Below are 19,066 nucleotides of genomic sequence, written 5' to 3'. Positions count from 1 at the left end.
GGCGCTTCGCGGGGAGACCTTGGCGCCCACCCTCGCTGCTCAGACAGGTCCGAGCCCGCCGCGGCATCAGCCGCTGAGACCAAGCACTCGCGAAGCGAGTGAACCGATTCCTTCGGCGTCCCCGGACTTCCGCGAAGAACCTATTTTTTCGAGGCGATCCAGCTGTCGACGTGTTGCTCGAGCACCGGCAGCGGCACCGAACCCACCGCGAGCACGGTGTCGTGGAAGGCCCGCAGATCGAACTTCTCGCCAAGCTGGGCTTCGGCGCGCTCGCGTAGCTCGCGGATCTTCAGGTAACCCAGTTCGTAGGAGAGGGCCTGTCCGGGCCAGCTGATGTAGCGGTCCACCTCGTTGGCGATCTCGCGCTGGCTCAAGGCCGTGTTCTGGGTGAGGTAATCGATCGCCTGCTGGCGCGTCCAGCCCAGATGATGGATGCCGGTGTCGACGACGAGACGGCAGGCACGCCACATCTGGTAGGTGAGGTAACCGAAGTGCTCGTAGGGCGTGTGGTAGATGCCCATCTCTTCGCCGAGGTATTCGGAGTACAGGGCCCAGCCCTCGCCATAGGCGGAGATGTAGCCATCGCGACGGAACGGCGGCAAGCCATCCTGCTCGGCCGAGAGGGCCAGCTGCAGCGCGTGGCCCGGCATGGACTCGTGCAGGGTCAAAGCCGGCATGTTGAACAGGGGGCGCGACGGCAGATCGTACGTGTTGACCAGATAGACGTCCGCACCGCCGCGGCCGGAGGTGTAGTACGGCGCGATATCCGCCGGCACCGGCTCGATGGCGAAACGCTGGCGCGGCAGCAGGCCGAAGTAGTTGCCCAGCTTGCCGTCCACCTGCTTGGCCACCCAGGCCGTGCGCATGAGCAGTTCGTCCGGGGTCTTCGCGTAGAACTGGGGGTCGGTGCGCAGGAATTGCAGGAAAGCCGGAAAGTCGCCCTTGAAGCCGGTGTCCTTCATCGTCTCCAGCATGGCCTCGTGGATCTTCGCCACCTCGCGAAGGCCGATCGCGTGGATCTCGTCGGGCGTGAGGTCCAGCGTGGTGTATTCGCGGATCTGCTGGCGATAGTAGGCCTTGCCGTCGGGCAGCGATTCCGCGGCCAGCGTGCGTCGCGCCTTCGGCACGTACTCCGTGCGGAAGAAGGTCAACAGCTTGCCGTACGCGGGTATGACACCCTGGGCGATAGCGTTGCGCGCGTCGGCACGAAGGGACTCGGCATCCGCGGCCGGCATGGCCTTGGGCAGCGCCTTGAACGGCTTGTAGAGCGCGCTGTCTTCCGGGCTCTTCAACCCGGCCACGGCGGCGATAGATACGTCGCGCCCGTCGAGCACCTCGCGCGGCACGGTGAAACCACGCGCCAGCCCGAGGCGCATGTTGGCGATCTCCTGGTCCATGTAGGCCGGAATCTGGCGCAGGCGCTCGATGTAGTGCCGGTAGTCCTCGCGCGTGCGCAGGTCGTCGCCATGCATCACATAGCCCACGTCGGACCAGAACGCCGAATCGCTGTTGAACGGCATCTGCCACTGCGCGAAGCGCTGTGCGGCGGCGAGGTTGAAGATCTGCTCGCGGTACACCGCATAGTCGACGCGAGAGGTCGCACTCAGGCTGTGCGGATCGATGCGATCGAGCTGGGCGAGCACGTCGTTCCAATAGGCGAGCCGCTTGGCCTGGCTGGCGGCGTCGACCGTATCCAGGCGTCCATCGCCGGGCTGGGCCTCGCCGGAGGTGAGGATGCCCGCCTGCCCGTTACGCCAGGTCCATTCCTTCGTATAGATGCCCTTGAAGGCTTCGTCCGGCGACGCCGACGGTGTGGCGGCGTGGGCGGTAGCGGCAAACAAACCGGCGAAGGCGATGGCGCGGATCCAGGGGGACATGCAGGAGACCGTTGGCGGGAAAACCCCGATCATCGCATTCCCCGCTCATTCCAGTCCCGCGTAATGCCCGCGCATCGTATCCAGGTAGGCCTTCAGGTCCCGTCCCGGCACATCGGTGAACGTCTCGCCTTCGTTACGGCAGTCCTCGATACGGTCCGGCCGGAAATTGCGGAACGCCTGGCGATGACGACACCAGGTGCCGAGGGTCCACGCGCCGCCCCAGAAAGACAGGCAAAGCGGCTCGACTTCGCGCGTCGACGTGCGCCCCTCGGCATCGCGGTAGTCCAGGCACAGAACGCAATGGCCGACGATGGCCGCGTGCAACCGGTCGAGCATCGCGGCGACCTGGTTCTGGAACGGATCGCGCCAGATCGGCGCGAAGATCTTCGACTGCGCCGAGCGCTCGCGGAGCTCGGCCGGAAGCACGGCCTCGATCTTGATCAGGGCCGCCTGAGCTTCCCGTGCCAGACGTTCCCCGGCGAACGCGCGAACGAAGCGCGTTCCGGCCACGAGGGCTTCGAGTTCGTCGGCGGAGAACATCAGCGGCGGGATGTCCGAGCCCTTGCGCAGGACATACCCGACGCCGGCCTCGCCTTCGATCGGAACCCCGGAAAGCTGCAGATCGGCGACATCGCGATAAACCGTGCGCAGCGAGACCTCGAGCGTGCTCGCCAGCTGGCGCGCAGGCAACGCGGTACGCCGCCCACGCAGGGCATTGATGATGAGGAACAGGCGGTCTGCACGGCGCATCCCCGAATCATCGCTTCCCGCGCGGTGCGCGGGAAGCGGCGAAGGTCATGGGCCGGCACGTCGGAGCGCTCAGGCGACGGCCAGGGTCTGTGCGCGGGCCAGCGCAGCGTCCTGCCCGGTCGCCCGGCAGATGGCCGGCCGGGCCATCAGCCGGGCCACGTACGCCTCGAAGACATCGCGGCGCGGCACGATGCCGAAGCGCATGGTCCAGTCCAGCGCGCTGGCCCAGAGGATGTCCGCGGCGGTGAAGCGGTCGCCGAACAGCCAGGGACCGGCGCTCAGCTGGGCCTCGATCATGTCCATGACGGTATCGAAGTCGCCATAGGGGCAGGTCGACGTCGGCGCCGGCTCGTGTTTCATGAAGCGATCCATCACCGCCGGCTCAAAGCAGGAGCCGTAGAAGGCCAGCCAGCGAAGGTACGGGCCGCGCAGCGGATCGCCCAGCCCCGGGGCCAGACCGGCTTGCGGGAAGAGATCGGCGAGATAGGTGAAGATCGCCGGCCGCTCGGTGACCAGGCCGCCGAGATGCTCGATGGCCGGTACCTTGCCCATCGGATTGACCTTCAGGTACGCCGGCTGCCGCTGCTCCCCCTCGGCCAGGTTCATCACATGGATGTCGTACTGCGCACCGAGCTCTTCGAGCAGCATCAGCGTGCTCCCCGAACGGCTGTTCGGCGCGTGGTGGAACTTGATCCGACTGGCATTCATGCGTGCAATTCCCTGGTGGTCTTCGTGGATGTCCTGGAGCCCGGCCGGGCAGGCGCCGATCCGGCCCGCGATTCCGGCGGCCGGCCGGTATCGGGAGCGAAGCGGTATTGCCCATCCATCAGCAGCCCGCGGCGCCCGAGCGGTGCATAGAGCACGGCGAGACGATCGAGAAAGCGATTCATGCGACGTCCCTCTCCCTTGCTTCGGTAGAGGGAGAGTCTGCGCGGGGGCTGCTGACAGCGTTCTGTCAGCAGCCCTCTGGCGCCGTTCACCCGGCATCCGGACAATGCGTGCTTTCGCGCCTGAGTCCGTCCCGATGACGAAACCGATTTCACTGATCCAGTTCCTGATCGAAGAGAAGCGCGAGGGGCATATCAACGCCCAGCTCAGCCTGCTCATCGAGGTGGTGGCCCGCGCCTGCAAGCGCATCTCCGTGGCTACCGGCAAGGGCGCGCTCGGCGGCGTGCTCGGCAACGCCGGCTCGGACAACGTGCAGGGCGAGGCCCAGAAGAAGCTCGATGTGATCTCCAACGAGATCCTGCTCGAGGCCAACGCCTGGGGCGGGCACCTCGCCGCCTGCGCCTCCGAAGAGATGGAAGACCCGCAGCCGATCCCCGACGCCTACCCCAAGGGCAACCACCTGCTCTTGTTCGACCCGCTCGACGGCTCGTCGAACATCGACGTCAACGTGTCGGTCGGCACGATCTTCTCGGTGCTGCGCTGCCCGGATGGAGTCACCGAACCCAAGGTGCAGGATTTCCTCCAGCCGGGCACCGACCAGGTCGCCGCCGGCTATGTGGTCTACGGCCCGAGCACCGTGCTGGTGCTGACCTTCGGCCATGGCGTGCACGAGTTCACCCTCGACCGTGAGCATGGCAGCTTCGTGCTGACACGCCGGAACATCACCATTCCCGAAGAGACGGCCGAGTTCGCCATCAACATGTCGAACCAGCGCCACTGGGAAGCCCCGATGCAACGCTATATCGGCGAACTGCTCGCCGGTTCCACCGGTCCGCGTGGCCGCGACTTCAACATGCGCTGGGTCGCCTCGATGGTCGCCGACGTCCATCGCATCATCACCCGCGGCGGCGTGTTCATCTATCCGCTGGATGCCAAGATCACCGCCAAGGGCGGCACCGGCAAGCTGCGCCTGATGTACGAAGCCAATCCGATGGCCTTCATCGTCGAGCAGGCCGGCGGCGCCGCGACCACCGGTCGCGAGCCGATCATGAGCCTGCAGCCGACCGCCCTGCACCAGCGCGTGCCGGTGTTCCTCGGCTCGAAGCACGAGATCGAGATCGCCACGCGTTACCACGTCGAAGCCGACGACACCCGCGACTGAACCAGGGGCCGGGCGGCGTCTCGTCGCCCGGCTTTCGCCACTTACCCGTCATCGATGCGCCGCCATGGTGCCCGATGATCCGCCAGCCCCCTCTCGGTTCGCCTCCATGACGCTTCGCGCCCGCACCTGGCTCCCGCTGCTTTTGACCGCCCTGCTCACCGGCTGCTTTGGCGGATCGAAACCGGATGCCCGCCTGGACAACGCCGTACCCGTGCTGGCGGCCAAACCGCGCATCGGCCTGGCGCTGGGCGGCGGGGCCGCGAAAGGCTTTGCACACATCGGTGTGATCAAGATGCTCGAGGCCAGCGGCATTCACGTCGATGCCGTCTCCGGCACCAGCGCGGGAAGTGTCGTCGGCGTGCTCTACGCCAGCGGCATGGACGCGTTCCAGTTGCAGGAAACGGCGTTCTCGCTGGACGAGGGCAAGATCCGCGACGTTCGCTTTTTCTCCGGCGGCATGGTGCAGGGACAGAAGCTCCAGGATTACGTCAACGACCTGCTGAAGAACACGCCGATCGAAAAGCTGCGCACGCCGTTCGCGGCGGTGGCCACCGAGCTGGAAACGGGCGAGCGCGCGATCTTCGTCCGCGGTAACGCCGGGCAGGCCGTGCGCGCGTCGAGCAGCATTCCCGGTGTGTTCGAGCCGGTGGAAATCAACGGCAAGCATTTCGTCGACGGCGGCGTGGTCAGTCCCGTCCCGGTGGATGCCGCGCGCCAGCTCGGTGCCGACATCGTGATCGCCGTGGACATTTCGGCGCGCCCCGACGGCAGCAATCCCGCCGGCATGGTCGGCATCGTCGGCCAGTCGATCACCATCATGGGTCGCAAGCTGGCCGAGCAGGAGCTGCGGCGTGCGGATATCGTGATCCGGCCGAAGGTCGGCCAGATCGGCCCGACCGACTTCGACCAGAAGAACGTGGCCATCCTAGAGGGCGAGCGCGCGGCGCTTGCCGCGATTCCCGCCATCAAGGCGAAAATCGCCGAGAAGACCGCCGCCATGGGCAAGCCGCCCATCCCGGCGCGCTGACCGGCGCGGTTCTACAGTTGGCGGCGTTTGGCCACGTCCTCCGCCGTCACCTCGCCCTGCTTGCCGCCGAAGTGACCGATGACGAAGTTGGCCAGCGCGGCCACTTCGGGATCGCTGTAACCGTGCCCGAAGGCCGGCATGTAAACGTCGGTATCGCCGATGCGCATCGTCACCCCGTGCAGGATGGCCTGGGTGACATTGGCGCCCTTGGGATCGTTCACGCCCCGCGTGCCGGCGAGGCCGGCGTACGGTGTTTGTTGCCCCGCGCCGTTCCACTGGTGACAGCTGGCGCAGGCGCCCTCAAACAGACGCTGGCCTTCGGAGTCGGCGTTGGCCTCGTCCGCACCGGGTGCCGCGGCGCTCGACGCGACCACGCCCTTCGGCGTCGGGTCGACAGTGATCGGGTCCGATCCCTCGCGCGCCGGGACCGTGCGTAGCCAGGCCACCAGCGCCGCCGTGTCTTCGGGGGTCAGGAACTGCAGGCTATGCGCGACCGCCTCGCCCATCGGCCCCATCGCCGAGGCGTGGCCGTCGGCATGGCCGGTGCGCAGGTACTGGGTGAGCGCTTCATCGCTCCACTTGCCTATACCGTGGGCGTCGTTGGAGGTAATGTTCCAGGCGCGCCAGCCCTGCAGCTCCGCACCGGCCAGCGACTCGCCGTGCTTCAGGCCGAAGCCCAGGTTGCGCGGCGTATGGCATTCCGCGCAGTGACCCAGCGGGCCCGCCAGATAGGCACCGGCATTCCATTGCGGTGTCCGCGACGGATCGTTCGCGAAGCGCTGGCTGCGGAAGAACACCGCGTTCCAGAACCCCATGGCCCAGCGCTGGTTGAACGGAAAGCCCAGGTCGTTCGGCCGCTCCGGCTGGCTTACCTTCGGCAGGGTGAACAGATAGGCCTTGATCGCCAGCACGTCCGCTCGGCTCAGCTGCGTGTAGGCGGTGTACGGAAAGGCGGGATACAGATGCCTGCCGTCCTTGCGCACGCCCTCGCGCACGGCGCGCACGAAGTCGTCGTCGCTCCAGCTACCGATGCCGGTTTCGACATCGGCGGTGATGTTGGAGGAGTAGATGGTCCCGAACGGCAGCTTGAACGGCAGGCCACCGGCGAAGGGCTTGCCGGTCTCCGGCACGGTATGGCACGCGATGCAGTCGGCGGCGCGGGCCAGGTATTCGCCGCGCGCGACGGGGTCGGCATTCGCCGGCGCACCGACGATCGATGGCGCCGTACCCGCGGCCGGATCCGTGCGATTGAGGACGAAGTACGCCCCCGTACCGACGAGAAGGAGGAGCACGACGAGGAGGAGAAAGCGTTTCATGCGATGTCCCCCTTGCCGGTACCGATGTCGGCGACGTGTTTGAGCGCCTCGGCGGATTCGACCAGCGACGTACGCGTCACCGGTAGCTCGGTGAGGCGCACGCTGGTGGCCGCGAAGATGGCATTGGCAAGTGCCGGTGCGGCGATGGCGGTGCCGACTTCGCCGAGACCGCCGGGCGATTCGCCACTGTCCACGGTATACACCTCGATGGCCGGTGTCTCGTTGATGCGCAGCGAACGGTAATTGTGAAAGTTGCTCTGCTCGATCATGCCGTCCTTCAGCGTGATGCCGTTGAACATCGCCGCGCTCAACCCGAACAGCAGCCCGCCCTGCACCTGGGCCTGGACGGAACTCGGATTGATCGCGATACCGATGTCCACGGCGACCACCGCGCGACGTAACCGAACCACGCCTTGCGCCGTGACTTCGACCTCGACGATGGCACACACATGGCTACCGAACGGAGAGGCCACGGCAATGCCGCGGCCGACGCGCGCGGGCAAGGGCTGACTGCCCCAGCCGATCTTCTCCGCGGCCAGGTCGAGGACACCGAGCGGACGCGAGCCGGGCTTCATCAGGGCGCGACGGTAGGCGAGCGGATCCTTGCCCGCGGTGTGCGCGAGGTGATCGATGAAACTCTCGACGATGAACAGGTTGTGTGTCGGGCCGACGCCGCGCCACCAACCGACGACGAGCCCGGGCGGCATCACGTGGTACACCCACTCCACGAGCACGTTGTCCATGTCGTAGGGCAAGTCCGCGGCGGACTCGATGGCGTCGCTGTCCATGCCGTCCTTGCCCAGCGCCGCGGGCAACCACCGCCCGAGTACGGTGCCGCTGGTGATACGGTGTTTCCACGAGGTCGGCTTGCCGTCGTCGCCCAGGGTGGCCGAGATGCGATCGAAGTAGAGCGGACGCACGCGGTCGTGACGGATGTCCTCCTCGCGGCTCCAGATCACTTTCAGCGGATACGACACTTGCTTGGCGAAGGCGACCGCCTGTTCGACCTGATCGGTCTCCAGGCGCCGGCCGAAACCGCCGCCGAGGTACTGGTTGTCGACCGTAACCGCTTCCAGCGGAATACCGCAGATACGCGCGGCCTCCTTCTGCACACGCGTGGGCACCTGGGTGCCTGTCCAGATCTCGCACTTGCCCGGCGTCACGTGCACGGTCGCGTTGAGTGGCTCCATCGGCGCATGCGCGAGCATCGGCGAGACGAAGGTCATCTCCACCGCCTTGCCACCGGCTGCCGCCTCGCCCTTGGGTTTGCGACCGACCAGAGCGGGCCCGTTACGCGAGCTTTCCTGCAAGGCGGCGATCAGCGTGGCCGTATCGAGGTGCTCGTTGACACCGTGACGCCACTCGATCTCCAGCGCATCCAGGCCACGCTGCGCGGCCCAGTAGTGCTCGCCAATCACGGCCACCGCGTTGTCGAGCTTGACGACGTCGACCACGCCCGGGATCGCGCGCGCCTTCGTGTCGTCGAGACGACCGAGCGTGCCGGCCAGTTCGGGACTCGTGCGCACGGCGGCGTACTTCATCCCCGGTACCTTCACGTCGATACCGAACTGCGTGCCACCGTTGACCTTGTCCGGCGAATCCACGCGTCGCAGAGGCTTGCCGATGACCGTGAAGTCTTTCGGGTCCTTCAGCGTCACGCTGGCGGGCTGCGGTAACTTGCCCGCCGCCTCGGCCACCGCGCCGAAGCCGAGTGTCCGTCCCGAGGCCGCGTGGGTGATCGTGGCGCGCGATACCGAGCAACTGGCGGGATCGACATGCCACTGCGCCGCCGCCGCCGCGACCAGCATCTCGCGCGCGACCGCACCCGCTTCGCGCAACGATTGCCATTGGCCACGGGTGCTGGTCGATCCGCCGGTGATCTGGCCGCCGCCCAGCAGGGCGATACCGTAAAGCGCATCGCTCGGAATCGAATGCTCGACCTTGATCTGGTCGAGGCCGACGCCGAGCTCTTCGGCGAGCATCATGGAGATGCCGGTGTAGATGGCCTGGCCCATCTCCGCGCTGGGCATCACCAGTCGTACGCTGCCGTCGGCGTCGATACGGATAAAGGCATTGGGCGCGAAAGGCGGATTGCCGTCGGCGATGGCCGCGGCTTCGTCCGCGGGTTGCCGGCGCGGATTCATCTGCGCGAAGGCCGGACCCAGGCCCGCCGTCCACAGGAAGGCGACGGCCAGACCGCCACCGGCGAGCTTGAGCGCACCGCGACGCCCTTCGTCGATGCCGTCCTCACCACGGATACGCGCGTTCATGCGACGCTCCCGTCGACGATCACCTGGAGCCCCTGCGGCTGTCCGGTCGCGGCCTGTTTGATCGCCTCGCGAATGCGGACGTAGGTGCCACAACGGCAGATGTTGCCGGACATCGCGGCATCGATATCCCGGTCGGTGGGGTTCGGCGTGCGCGCCAGCAGCGCGGTGGCGGACATGATCTGTCCCGACTGGCAGTAGCCGCACTGCACGACGTCGACCGCGAGCCAGGCCTGCTGCACCTTCGCGCCCTCGGGCGTGTTGCCGATGGCCTCGATGGTGGTCACGGCGCGGTCTCCGACCGCCGATACGGGCATCTGGCACGAGCGGATCGGCTGGCCATCGATGTGCACCGTGCAGGCGCCGCACTGCGCGATACCGCAGCCGAACTTGGTGCCGGTCAGGCCGATCACATCGCGCAGCACCCAGAGCAACGGCATGTCCGGCGGGACGTCGGCCTGACGATCTTCGCCATTGATGCGCAAGGTAACCATGGTCTTCCCCCGGCTGGTGGGACGCGACGGTCCCATTGGCTGACTCACAAGCAGGCTGTCAGGTTACGCCGATGAGGGAGCGTGCGTTCCGTCGGAATCGGCGTTTTTTGGATAGAACCACCGCGATGTGGCCGCCGGGACGGACGCCGGGGAAGCCGCCCGTCCCAGCGCGCCGGTCAGCCGGCCTCGATCAGCTCGAGCGCGGCCTGGCGACCCAGGGACAGGATCTCGTCCGACAGGGCCGGCTCGGAGACCGCGCGCGACAACGACAGCGAACCGACCATCGAGGCGAACACCGCCATGGACAGCGTGCGACGACGCTTGCCGCGCACCGTGTCCGGCAACGTACCGGCGATCACTTCCACCATCTCGGCAAAACCCTCGGTGAAAGCGGCCCGCGTCTCGACCGGGCGTCGCCCCATCTCGGCCGACAAGGCGGCGGCGACGCAGCCGGTTTCCGGATGGTCGCGGTGTTCGGCCGACAGATAGCCGTTGACCAGCGCCCGGTACCCTTCGCCACGCGAGGCGGCGATCCGCGCGGCCATCCGCTCGGCGGCGCTGGTGGCACCGTTGGCGACACTCTCCCGGACGAGGTCTTCCTTCGACCCGAAGTGGTTGTAGAAACCGCCCTGGGTGAGGCCGACATCGCTCATCAGGCTGACCACGCCAACGGCATCGATACCGTCGGCGCGAAAACGTTCGGAGGCCGCCTCGACGATCTTCTGCCGAGTCTGCTCCTTATGACCTTTCTCGTAACGCATTGCTCACTTACTCCCTTTGGGGACGTCGTCCCCTGCCCGTGAGCCGATTGTAGCCAATCCTTGCGGGTTGAAATGTCGGCTGTCATGGTGCGCTGCGGCGGGCCCGTGGGCGATGAAATTCACAGGTTTGACGAAAGTGGTGCGACCGACCGAGTACGTGACGGTTAGTAGCCAAAAATCAGACGTATCCGATATTCGACGCCACGCGACGACATCTACTGTGACCCCGCGCTGCCATGGCGCAGTGCACCCCGATGTCAAATGCCGCATGGAGGCCATCATGAAGATCGTGCACCAACGGGCGACACGCCCGGCCCTCGCGCTATTCGCGCTCGTCGCACCCAGTCTCTCCTTAGCGCTCGACTACAGTCCGGCGCGCACCTATACCGAGAACTGCGTCGTCGCTTATGAGAACGAGGTATTCCGGGCCAAGTGGTGGGTGGAGACCGGCCATACGCCCGCCGAAGTGGATAGCGCGCCGAATCCCTGGGATACACCCTGGGAACGTGTCGCGCAGGGGTCCCCCACCGGCTGCCCGGGCGAAGATCCCGTCGATCCGGGCAATCCAGACCCCGGCACGCCCGGCAAGGTGCTCCTGAGCACGCTGCTCGCCGACGAGGCGCGGATGACCTCCGATCCGCTGATGACCGCCGTGCGGGCGTCTGTTCGCACGCTGGACAACGCGAGCGTCGAAGCGGTGGCACCGCACCGTGCCGGCAATCCCGGCAACGTGCGTCGCGTCGAGGCGATCGTCGACGAGGCGCGCTTCGACTACTTGTTTCCGCTGCGCGCGCCGGAATACACCTATCGCGGCTTCCTCCAGGCCGTCGCCAAGTTTCCCGCCATCTGCGACGACTACACGGACGGTCGCGATGCCGAGGCGATCTGCCGGAAGACCCTCGCCACGATGTTCGCTCACTTCGCGCAGGAGACGGGCGCGCATGAATCGTGGCGTCCGATCGAGGAATATCGGCAGGCCCTCGCCTATGTCCGCGAGATGGGTTGGAGTGAGGGCGCGCATGACGGCTACAACGGCGAGTGCAAGGTGGAAGGCTGGATCGCAGAGACCTGGCCGTGCGGCAAGTACCCGGACGGGGCGTTCAAGAGCTACTTCGGCCGGGGCGCCAAGCAGCTGTCGTACAACTTCAACTACGGGCCCTTCTCCGAAGCCATGTACGGGGATGTCCGCCCGCTGCTCGACGCACCGGAGCGGGTGGCCGACACCTGGCTCAATCTCGCCAGCGCGACGTTCTTCTTCACCTATCCGCAGCCGCCCAAGCCATCGATGCTGCACGTGATCGACGGCACCTGGCAGCCCAACGATGCGGATCGGGCTGCCGGTCTGGTGCCCGGCTTCGGCGTCACCACGCAGATCATCAACGGCGGTGTGGAGTGCGGTGGCAGCGCGGAACATGCGCAGTCGGCCAATCGCATCACGTATTACCGCGCGTTTGCCGCCACCCTCGGCGTGCCTGTGCCGGCCGATGAAGTGCTGGGCTGCAAGGGAATGAAGCAGTTCGCCGAAGGCGGTGCCGGGGCCTTGCCGATCTACTGGGAGAACAACTGGACCGAGCAGGCCGGTTGCAAGCTGGTCGGCTACCAGACGCCGTTCTCGGGGCTGAAGACGGGTGACTATGTCGCGTGTGTGCGGAAGGCGTTTCCCGATGTGGAAATCGTCGACGACACGCGCGATTAAGTTGGCCTGACGCCCCCTGTGGGCGCCTTCAGGGGGTCTCCCTGTGGCTGCATCTTCAGGGGGGGCCCTGTGGGGCAACTTCAGTGGGTCTCCCTGTGGGAACACATTCAGGGGGTCTCCCTGTGGGGGCACCGTCAGGGGGTCTCCCTGTGGGAGCCGCTTCAGCGGCGATGGGATCTCGCGGCAGCCCGGCCCGCTGCCGCGGGATCGCCGGCGAAGCCGGCTCCCACAGGGACCCAGGCGGTTACAACGGCGCGGTTCCATGCGCGCGTCATGCAGTTACGCATCGTCACCGTGCGCTGATCCGGATCAGCGCAGCGGATTCGCCTTGACACCTTCGTTGGTGATCTTCACCGGGACGATCGTGCCGTCCTTGTCGAACGACATCACATCGATCGCGACGACGCGGTCGTTGGCCTTGGTGTCGCCCAGAGGATGCCGGTGATAGACGATGTACCAGCTGTCGTCCCTGGCCACATGGAACACCGAATGATGCCCGGCTCCGGTGGCGATTTTCGGATCCTGCTTCAGGATCGTACCGATGCGCTTGAAGGGACCCATCGGCGAATCGCCGATGGCATAGGCCACCGAATAATTAGGCCCGCCCCAGCCGCCCTCCGACCACATGAAGTAGTAGTGCCCGTTGCGCTTGAACATCAGCGGGCCTTCGACGTACTCCGGGCCAGGCGTGATTTCCTTGAACACGGTGCCGTCGGACATCGGCTCGACGCCGGTGAAATCCGCTTTGAGCTTGACGATATTGGCATGCTTCCAACCGCCGTAAATCATGTAGTACGTGCCGTCGTCGTCGCGGAAGACGAACTGGTCGATCGGCTGTGCGCCGTTGTGGAAGGCGCCGACCAGCGGTTTGCCCAACAGGTCCTTGAACGGGCCTTCGGGTTTGTCGGCCACCGCCACACCGATGCCGCCCAGCTCCTTGTCGCTCTGGATGTCGTTGGCGGCGAAGAAGAAGTAATACTTGCCGTCCTTTTCGACCATGGCCGGCGCCCATAGCGCCTTCTTCGCCCAGGGGATCGCCTTGATGTCGAGCACGTCGGCGTGTTTCGTCCAGTGCACCAGATCCGGCGAGGAAAACGCGTCGAAACCTACCTGCTCGCTGTAAGCCAACGAGGTGGTCGGGTAGATCCAGTACTGGTTGCCGAAGATCGCCGCTTCGGGATCGGCGTACCAGCCCGGGAAAACGGGGTTGCCGGCGTATCCCGGAGGCGGCGCTGCCAGTGCGCTCGTCGAAAGGAGCACGGCCCATGCCGCAGCTCCAAGCATCTTGCGAAACCCCATCGCGATCTCCGGTTCGGTGTTATCGAACGCTCGATCCTAACGGGTCTGGCCGTCTAAAGGGGAGGACGGCCTGGCAGAACCGGTTACGCCATCAGCAGGTCTTCGTAGAAGGCGCCGACCGGCAAGCTCGGATGGGCGATCTGGATCTCCAGGATCCACAGTCCCGGCACGGGGACGGCGTCGAAGCCGCCGAGCGCACCCGCCTTGTGCACGGCGTGCGGGTAGTCGCCGACACGGTGCCCCTTGGTCGCATGGTTCAGCCGCCAACCCATGGCCCCGGCTTCGCTGCTTGCGTAGTCGTACAGCGCAACGCCTGTCACACCCTGGCGCCAGCGCGCCGCGGTTCGTTCGAAGAGTTCGCGCGAGGCCTCCGCGCAGGCTTGCATCGTGGCGTCATGACCGACCACGAACGTGTCGCCGACATCGCCCTCATGGCCATCGAAGACGGGGCCCAGATCGATGAAGAAGATGTCGTCCGCCGCCAGTACCGTATCCGGCGCGGAGCGCTGCCGGAACGTTTTCAGCGTGTTCGCGCCGAAGCGGACGATACTCGGATGCCAGATGCGTTGCATGCCGGCGGCGGCAAGACGCTCGCCGGCGAGCGCGATGGCTTCCGCCTCGCTCATCCCCGGCACGATGCGCGAAGCGATGTCGCGCAGGGCAGCCCACGACTGCTCGCGGGCACCGAGCATCCGTTCGAGGGAGAAGCGCTTGCCGACGTTCTCGGCGGTCGCGACAGCCATGGCCCATCCAGCTTGAAGTGAGGGGCCGATTATCCCTCGTCGATGCCCGCAAGATCGAGCGCTGCGCGCCGGCCGGCGGCCAATACCTCTTCCGACATGGCGGGATCATGGGTGGCACGGGCCACCTGCATGGTGCCGGCCATCAGACCGTACAAGGCGATGGCGCGAGAGCGCGCTTCGGCGGGCGCGAGTCTGCTCCATTGCGTGGCGGCGAGTTCGATGAACTCGTTCACTCCCGCCGTGAAGGCCTCGCGCACCGGAGTGGAATGCCGTGCGACTTCGGCAGCCATGGCCGACGACGGGCAACCCAGGCCCGGGTTGTCACGATGGCGGACCGAGAAATAGCTGCGAATGAGACCGCCGAGCCCCTGCCCCGTGTCGATCCAGTACCTTAGCCGGGCCACCCGCTCCTTGAGGGCGGCAGTCACCGCCTCGCGCGTCAGGTCTTCCTTCGACGCGAAGTGATTGTAGAAGGCGCCTTGGGTCAGCCCCGCCGCCGCCATCAGCGATTTCACGCCCTCGCCTTCGATGCCATGCTCGCGGAAGCGAAAGGCGGCAGTCTCGACGATACGCTGGCGGGTCTGGTTCTTGTGTTCCTTGTCGTAGCGCATGGCTCAGTGCTCCGTGCTGGCGACATCGTCGCGCGGTGCGTCCCAGCCACCGCCGAGGGCACGGAAGGCGGCTACCGCGGAACGGGCGTCGTTCGCATGGACCTGGGCCAACAGATCGCGCGAGGCGAGCAGTTGGCGGTCTTCGTCGAGGACTTCGATCAGGCTGATCGCCCCGCCCTTGTACGCATCCTGCGCGGCATCGCGGGCGCGCGAGTGCGCATCCACTTCATCGGCCAGCAGCGCATGCTGGGCTTCGAGCTGGCTGAGCGAAACGATGGCGTTCTCCACGTCTTCGGTGGCGCGCAACATCGACGCGCGATACCTCGCCAGCGCCTCGGCGTTTGCGCCCCTTGCCTGCCGGACTTCGGCATCGACGCGACCGAAGTCGAACAGACGCCAGTGCAGACCAAGCGCGCCCTGGGGCTGGAAGGCCGCGCCGGTCAGCAGATGACCACTGCCGAGCGTGCTGAAGCCGAGCAGGGCGGACAACGACATCGACGGGTAATACTCCGAAACCGCCACGCCGATCCGCGCGTTGCTGGCGGCCAGCTCGCGCTCGGCGGCGATCACGTCCGGGCGGCGGCGGAGCAGCGCGGCCGGGCCACCGGCCGTGTCCACGCCGGGAACGACGTACGCCTTGTTCGCACCGCCGGTCTCGGCGGCGTAAGTTCCCGGCGCCGCGCCCATGAGCACGTCGAGGCGATTGAGCTGGGTCTCGAGTTCGATCTTCAGCGGTGGGATCGTCGCCCGGGCCTGCAACAGCACTGCCTCGGACTGCGCCGTTTCGCGCGCCGTGCCCACGCCGTGCTCCGCGCGCAGGCGTACCAGGTCGACAAGCCCGGCTTCGTTCTCGATCTGCGCCTGCGCAATGGCGATACGCTCCTGCGCGCCTCGAACGCGGAAGTACGCGTCGGCGGCCTCGGCCGCCAGCGAGATACGCACGCCGACGTGGGTGGCTTCCGCTGCCTGGTATTCCGCGTCGGCCGCTTCCGCGCCGCGACGCAGACCTCCGGCGATATCCAGTTCCCAGCTGGCTCCCGCACCGACGTCCTGGATCGTCTGTGCGCGCTCGTAGCCGGGGAATGCACTGGCGATCTTGCCTAGCGGACTGCTGGTCGACTGGTGCTGTCGGACCACGCTGCCGTCGAGGCTGCCGCTCGGCATCCGATCTGCCTGCGCGTGCGCTGCGACGGCGCGCGCCTGCTCGACGCGCGCGGTCGAGGCGGCGAGGTCGAGGTTCTGCGCCATCACCCGATCGACGATGGTGACGAGCTCGGGGTCGTCGAACCCTTTCCACCACGCATCGAGCGAAGGCGCAGGGGCGGCGATCCCGCGCGCGGCCAGGGCATCGGCCTCGTGCCATGTCGGCTGGGTGGCGACGTCCGGTCGGATGTAGTCGGGACCGACGGTGCAACCTGCGAGGCCCACGGCCAGCAGGACGAGGAGGAAGTCAGTGCGCATCGGCGGAAGGTCCTTTCGGCGGCTGCACTTTGCGCATCAACGGCACCATGACCGTCGCGATGACAAAGCACACCATGATGGAGAGGAAGGCATCGCTGTAAGTCAGCGTCTGTGCCTCACGGAAGGTCAGTTGCCAGAGCGAATGCAAGGAGGCGGTGTAGTTCTCGGCATCCGCCGGGTTGGGCAGCAGGGTGTTCATCGCTTCGTTGGCGGGCGTCAGGTGCTCGGCCAGTCGATAGAAATGCAGGTTGGTACGATCGTTGAGGATCGTGGCGCAGGCCGCGATGCCGATCGCGCCGCCGAGGTTGCGCATGAGATTGAACAAGCCTGACGCCTGCTTGAGCTTCGAGGGCAGCAACCCTCCCAGAGTGAGAGTCACCGTCGGCGGAACCGCCAGTTGCTGGCCCATCCCGCGAAGCGCCTGCGGGAAGAGCAACTCGGTGGCGCTCCAGTCGTGCGTGATCGGCGTGAACTCGAACATCGAGGCGGCAAACAAGGCCAGGCCGACCATCAGCAGCCAGCGCAGGTCGACGCGGTTGGCGAGCATCGAGTAGATCGGAATCGTCAGTATCTGGAACACGCCCGTGGAAAAGACCGCCTTGCCGATCTGCAGCGCGCTATAGCCTTCCACGCGGCCGAGGAACAGCGGGGTCAGGTAGATGGTCGCGAACAGGCCGATACCGGTGACGAAGGAGAAGAAGCAGCCGAGGGCGAAGTTGCGGTCCTTCAGCGCGCGCAGGTCCACCACCGGGTGCTCCGCCGTCAGTCCGCGCCAGACGAAGAGCACACCGGAGATCCCGGCGATCCATGCCGTGGTGCGGATCGTCGCATCCTGCATCCAGTTCCAGCGCGGCCCCTCTTCGAGCGTGTACTCGAGGCAGCCGAGGAAGGCGGCGATGAGTGCGATGCCGAGCCAGTCGCCCACCTTGAGCAGCGAGACGTCGGCTTCGTCGATCTTGACCAGGATCGGCACCGCGATCGTGACGAACGCACCCGGGATCAGGTTGATGAAGAACAGCCAATGCCAGGAATAGTGATCGGTGATCCATCCGCCAAGGGTCGGGCCGAGGGTCGGCGCCAGCGAGGCGAGCGCACCGATCGTCGCCGCGGCGACGACGCGTTTCTTGCCTTCGAAGAAGACGAAGGCGGTGGTGAAGACCATCGGGATCATCGAGCCGCCGAGGAAGCCCTGCAGCGCGCGGAAGACGATCATGCTCTGGATATCCCAGGCGAGACCGCACAGTAGACTGGTCAGCGTGAAACCGGCCGCGGAGACCGCGAACAGCCAGCGTGTCGATAACACCCGGCTCAGCCAGCCCGACAGCGGAATCACCACGATCTCGGCGATCAGGTAGCTCGTCTGCACCCAGGCGGTGTCGTCGGCACCTGCCGAAAGACCGCCACCGATATCGCGCAAGGACGCCGACACGATCTGGATATCGAGTAGCGCGATGAACATGCCCAGGCACATGCTCGCGAACGCGAAGATTTTCTGACCCTGGGTGAGATGAGCGACCGGGCTCATGGCGCTTTGGTGTCGATCGTCGCGGTGACGGAGAGACCCGGGCGCAGCGTGCCAAGATCGCCGTCGTTACCGTCCAGGGTGACGCGAACCGGCACGCGCTGAACGATCTTGGTGAAATTGCCGGTCGCGTTCTCCGGCGGCAGGACGCTGAACTGCGCACCCGTGGCCGGCGCCAGGCTAGTCACGTGTCCCTTGAAGATCTTGCCCGGAAGAACGTCCGCGCGGACATCGACCACCTGCCCCACGCTCATGCGTGCGAGCTGGTCCTCCTTGAAGTTGGCATCGACCCAGAGCCCATGCGCGGGAACGACGACCAGCATCTGGCTCCCCGCCGCCGCGTAGGTGCCGACGCGCGCGCGACGGTTGCCGATCACCCCGTCGACCGGCGCGCGCAACTCGGTGTACGAAAGATTGAGCCTTGCGATGTCCGCTTCGGCGCGCGCCTGACTCAGCGCCGCCTCGACCTGGTGCTTTTGCGTGTCGATCACGTCGAGCTGTCGCTCTGCGCCCTGCACCGCCGCCACGGCGCGGTCGGTCGCTGCATGGGCCGTCTGGAAGTCGGCCTGCGCACGCTGCGCGCTTTCGATGGAAACCGCCGAACGGCCGGCGAGGTCGCGGTAGCGTTGGTCGTCGAGCTTCGAGCGATTCGCTTCGGCCTGTGCCGCCGCAAGGCCGGCCTGCGCCTGTGCGATCACGCTGTGCTGCAACTGGGCGACGGCATCCAGGTTACGCAGGGACGCCTCTTGCGCGGCGACTGCCGCCTCGGCCTTCTCCAACGCCGCCTTGTAGTCGCGGTCGTCGATCTTCACCAGGAGATCGCCCCGGTGGACCGCCTGGTTGTCGGTCACCGCGATGGTCTGGATGTACCCGGGCACCTTGGAGCCGATGACCGTGATGTCGCCCCCGACATAGGCGTCGTCGGTGTCCTCGATGAAGCGTCCGGTCGTCCACCAGTGGATGCCGTACAGGGCAACCACCGCGACGAGGCCAACCAGGCCGATGATTTTCAAGCTCTTTTTTCGTCCCGTTGCACGGGGGACGGGAGTGTCGATGACGGCGGCCACGGCGGTACCTGCTGGAAGGTTGAATTACGAACGTACTTTTAATGAAGATGATATGCGTAATCTCAAGTCCTGCGAGCGACTTTTTTCGTCCGACGTGAAGAGGCCGCCTTACGGCGGCCCTTGTC

17 protein-coding genes are annotated in these 19,066 nt (G+C 66.4%); 3 read left to right on the top strand and 14 right to left on the bottom strand.

All coding sequences use genetic code 11. The annotated features are described in order from the left end of the window. Positions 1–140 precede the first annotated feature (140 nt). The 4 genes from VM621_RS03215 to VM621_RS03200 all read right to left on the bottom strand — a co-directional run bounded on the left by VM621_RS03215 (position 141) and on the right by VM621_RS03200 (position 3,517). A complete protein-coding gene (locus VM621_RS03215) occupies positions 141–1,877 on the bottom strand; it encodes a DUF885 domain-containing protein (RefSeq protein ID WP_325467554.1) in 1,737 nt (578 codons plus the stop codon). A 45-nt stretch (positions 1,878–1,922) separates the two neighbouring features. Beyond that, entirely contained in the window at positions 1,923–2,627 is a 705-nt protein-coding gene (locus VM621_RS03210; RefSeq protein WP_325467553.1) for a YafY family protein, read from the bottom strand. A 69-nt stretch (positions 2,628–2,696) separates the two neighbouring features. Further along, positions 2,697–3,335: a glutathione S-transferase family protein gene (locus tag VM621_RS03205; protein ID WP_325467552.1), complete on the bottom strand. Its 639-nt coding sequence runs from the start codon at positions 3,333–3,335 to the stop codon at positions 2,697–2,699. Next, positions 3,332–3,517 (bottom strand): hypothetical protein, encoded by a 186-nt coding sequence (locus VM621_RS03200; protein WP_325467551.1) that lies wholly within the window; start codon positions 3,515–3,517, stop codon positions 3,332–3,334. The genes VM621_RS03205 and VM621_RS03200 overlap by 4 nt, the downstream gene beginning before the upstream one ends. A gap of 134 nt (positions 3,518–3,651) precedes the next feature. Between VM621_RS03200 and VM621_RS03195 the strand changes: the two genes are divergently transcribed. Both VM621_RS03195 and VM621_RS03190 read left to right on the top strand, forming a co-directional pair. Then, positions 3,652–4,677, top strand: coding sequence for a class 1 fructose-bisphosphatase (locus tag VM621_RS03195; protein WP_325467550.1), 1,026 nt, complete (start codon positions 3,652–3,654; stop codon positions 4,675–4,677). A gap of 106 nt (positions 4,678–4,783) precedes the next feature. Continuing rightward, the gene (locus VM621_RS03190) at positions 4,784–5,704 is read left to right on the top strand and encodes a patatin-like phospholipase family protein (RefSeq protein WP_325467549.1); all 921 of its coding nucleotides are present in this window, start codon (positions 4,784–4,786) and stop codon (positions 5,702–5,704) included. A gap of 11 nt (positions 5,705–5,715) precedes the next feature. Here the strand turns inward: VM621_RS03190 and VM621_RS03185 are convergent, their stop codons facing one another. The 4 genes from VM621_RS03185 to VM621_RS03170 all read right to left on the bottom strand — a co-directional run bounded on the left by VM621_RS03185 (position 5,716) and on the right by VM621_RS03170 (position 10,542). Continuing rightward, complete coding sequence (locus VM621_RS03185) at positions 5,716–7,020, bottom strand: c-type cytochrome (protein ID WP_325467548.1); 1,305 nt, start codon at positions 7,018–7,020, stop codon at positions 5,716–5,718. After that, a complete protein-coding gene (locus tag VM621_RS03180) occupies positions 7,017–9,290 on the bottom strand; it encodes a xanthine dehydrogenase family protein molybdopterin-binding subunit (RefSeq protein WP_325467547.1) in 2,274 nt (757 codons plus the stop codon). Before VM621_RS03180 ends, VM621_RS03185 begins: the two co-directional genes overlap by 4 nt. Beyond that, positions 9,287–9,781, bottom strand: coding sequence for a (2Fe-2S)-binding protein (locus VM621_RS03175; RefSeq protein WP_325467546.1), 495 nt, complete (start codon positions 9,779–9,781; stop codon positions 9,287–9,289). The genes VM621_RS03180 and VM621_RS03175 overlap by 4 nt, the downstream gene beginning before the upstream one ends. Before the next feature lie 176 nt (positions 9,782–9,957). Further along, positions 9,958–10,542 (bottom strand): TetR/AcrR family transcriptional regulator, encoded by a 585-nt coding sequence (locus VM621_RS03170; RefSeq protein WP_325467545.1) that lies wholly within the window; start codon positions 10,540–10,542, stop codon positions 9,958–9,960. 280 nt (positions 10,543–10,822) lie between these two features. On the opposite strand from VM621_RS03170, the gene VM621_RS03165 reads away from it, so the two are divergent. Then, a complete protein-coding gene (locus tag VM621_RS03165; RefSeq protein WP_325467544.1) occupies positions 10,823–12,238 on the top strand; it encodes a glycoside hydrolase family 19 protein in 1,416 nt (471 codons plus the stop codon). Between the two features lie 309 nt (positions 12,239–12,547). Here the strand turns inward: VM621_RS03165 and VM621_RS03160 are convergent, their stop codons facing one another. The 6 genes from VM621_RS03160 to VM621_RS03135 form a co-directional block, all read right to left on the bottom strand. Further along, positions 12,548–13,537 carry a glycoside hydrolase family 43 protein gene (locus tag VM621_RS03160; RefSeq protein ID WP_325467543.1) on the bottom strand — a complete coding sequence of 330 codons (990 nt, stop codon included), beginning with the start codon at positions 13,535–13,537 and terminating at the stop codon, positions 12,548–12,550. 83 nt (positions 13,538–13,620) lie between these two features. Continuing rightward, complete coding sequence (locus tag VM621_RS03155; protein WP_325467542.1) at positions 13,621–14,280, bottom strand: M24 family metallopeptidase; 660 nt, start codon at positions 14,278–14,280, stop codon at positions 13,621–13,623. Positions 14,281–14,309: 29 nt separating this feature from the next. Continuing rightward, positions 14,310–14,891 (bottom strand): TetR/AcrR family transcriptional regulator, encoded by a 582-nt coding sequence (locus VM621_RS03150; RefSeq protein ID WP_325467541.1) that lies wholly within the window; start codon positions 14,889–14,891, stop codon positions 14,310–14,312. Positions 14,892–14,894: 3 nt separating this feature from the next. Next, the gene (locus VM621_RS03145) at positions 14,895–16,352 is read right to left on the bottom strand and encodes an efflux transporter outer membrane subunit (protein WP_325467540.1); all 1,458 of its coding nucleotides are present in this window, start codon (positions 16,350–16,352) and stop codon (positions 14,895–14,897) included. Further along, positions 16,342–17,877, bottom strand: coding sequence for a DHA2 family efflux MFS transporter permease subunit (locus VM621_RS03140; RefSeq protein ID WP_325467539.1), 1,536 nt, complete (start codon positions 17,875–17,877; stop codon positions 16,342–16,344). The genes VM621_RS03145 and VM621_RS03140 overlap by 11 nt, the downstream gene beginning before the upstream one ends. After that, positions 17,874–18,887 carry an HlyD family secretion protein gene (locus tag VM621_RS03135; protein ID WP_325467538.1) on the bottom strand — a complete coding sequence of 338 codons (1,014 nt, stop codon included), beginning with the start codon at positions 18,885–18,887 and terminating at the stop codon, positions 17,874–17,876. The genes VM621_RS03140 and VM621_RS03135 overlap by 4 nt, the downstream gene beginning before the upstream one ends. Between the last annotated feature and the right edge of the window lie 179 nt (positions 18,888–19,066).

Origin of the sequence: Luteibacter sp., from assembly GCF_035539195.1 — a bacterium.
In the GTDB taxonomy this organism is placed as follows: Bacteria; Pseudomonadota; Gammaproteobacteria; order Xanthomonadales; family Rhodanobacteraceae; genus Luteibacter.
This window is presented reverse-complemented; position numbering and strand designations above follow the sequence as displayed.

What these genes read in the sequence shown, in the direction of transcription:
- VM621_RS03140 (WP_325467539.1), bottom strand. Translation starts at nt 17,877, where the DNA reads ATGAGCCCGGTCGCTCATCTCACCCAGGGTCAGAAAATCTTCGCGTTC.
- VM621_RS03155 (WP_325467542.1), bottom strand. Translation starts at nt 14,280, where the DNA reads ATGGCTGTCGCGACCGCCGAGAACGTCGGCAAGCGCTTCTCCCTCGAA.
- VM621_RS03190 (WP_325467549.1), top strand. Translation starts at nt 4,784, where the DNA reads ATGACGCTTCGCGCCCGCACCTGGCTCCCGCTGCTTTTGACCGCCCTG.
- VM621_RS03175 (WP_325467546.1), bottom strand. Translation starts at nt 9,781, where the DNA reads ATGGTTACCTTGCGCATCAATGGCGAAGATCGTCAGGCCGACGTCCCG.
- VM621_RS03150 (WP_325467541.1), bottom strand. Translation starts at nt 14,891, where the DNA reads ATGCGCTACGACAAGGAACACAAGAACCAGACCCGCCAGCGTATCGTC.
- VM621_RS03205 (WP_325467552.1), bottom strand. Translation starts at nt 3,335, where the DNA reads ATGAATGCCAGTCGGATCAAGTTCCACCACGCGCCGAACAGCCGTTCG.
- VM621_RS03200 (WP_325467551.1), bottom strand. Translation starts at nt 3,517, where the DNA reads ATGAATCGCTTTCTCGATCGTCTCGCCGTGCTCTATGCACCGCTCGGG.
- VM621_RS03170 (WP_325467545.1), bottom strand. Translation starts at nt 10,542, where the DNA reads ATGCGTTACGAGAAAGGTCATAAGGAGCAGACTCGGCAGAAGATCGTC.
- VM621_RS03210 (WP_325467553.1), bottom strand. Translation starts at nt 2,627, where the DNA reads ATGCGCCGTGCAGACCGCCTGTTCCTCATCATCAATGCCCTGCGTGGG.
- VM621_RS03180 (WP_325467547.1), bottom strand. Translation starts at nt 9,290, where the DNA reads ATGAACGCGCGTATCCGTGGTGAGGACGGCATCGACGAAGGGCGTCGC.
- VM621_RS03145 (WP_325467540.1), bottom strand. Translation starts at nt 16,352, where the DNA reads ATGCGCACTGACTTCCTCCTCGTCCTGCTGGCCGTGGGCCTCGCAGGT.
- VM621_RS03165 (WP_325467544.1), top strand. Translation starts at nt 10,823, where the DNA reads ATGAAGATCGTGCACCAACGGGCGACACGCCCGGCCCTCGCGCTATTC.
- VM621_RS03185 (WP_325467548.1), bottom strand. Translation starts at nt 7,020, where the DNA reads ATGAAACGCTTTCTCCTCCTCGTCGTGCTCCTCCTTCTCGTCGGTACG.
- VM621_RS03160 (WP_325467543.1), bottom strand. Translation starts at nt 13,537, where the DNA reads ATGGGGTTTCGCAAGATGCTTGGAGCTGCGGCATGGGCCGTGCTCCTT.
- VM621_RS03195 (WP_325467550.1), top strand. Translation starts at nt 3,652, where the DNA reads ATGACGAAACCGATTTCACTGATCCAGTTCCTGATCGAAGAGAAGCGC.
- VM621_RS03215 (WP_325467554.1), bottom strand. Translation starts at nt 1,877, where the DNA reads ATGTCCCCCTGGATCCGCGCCATCGCCTTCGCCGGTTTGTTTGCCGCT.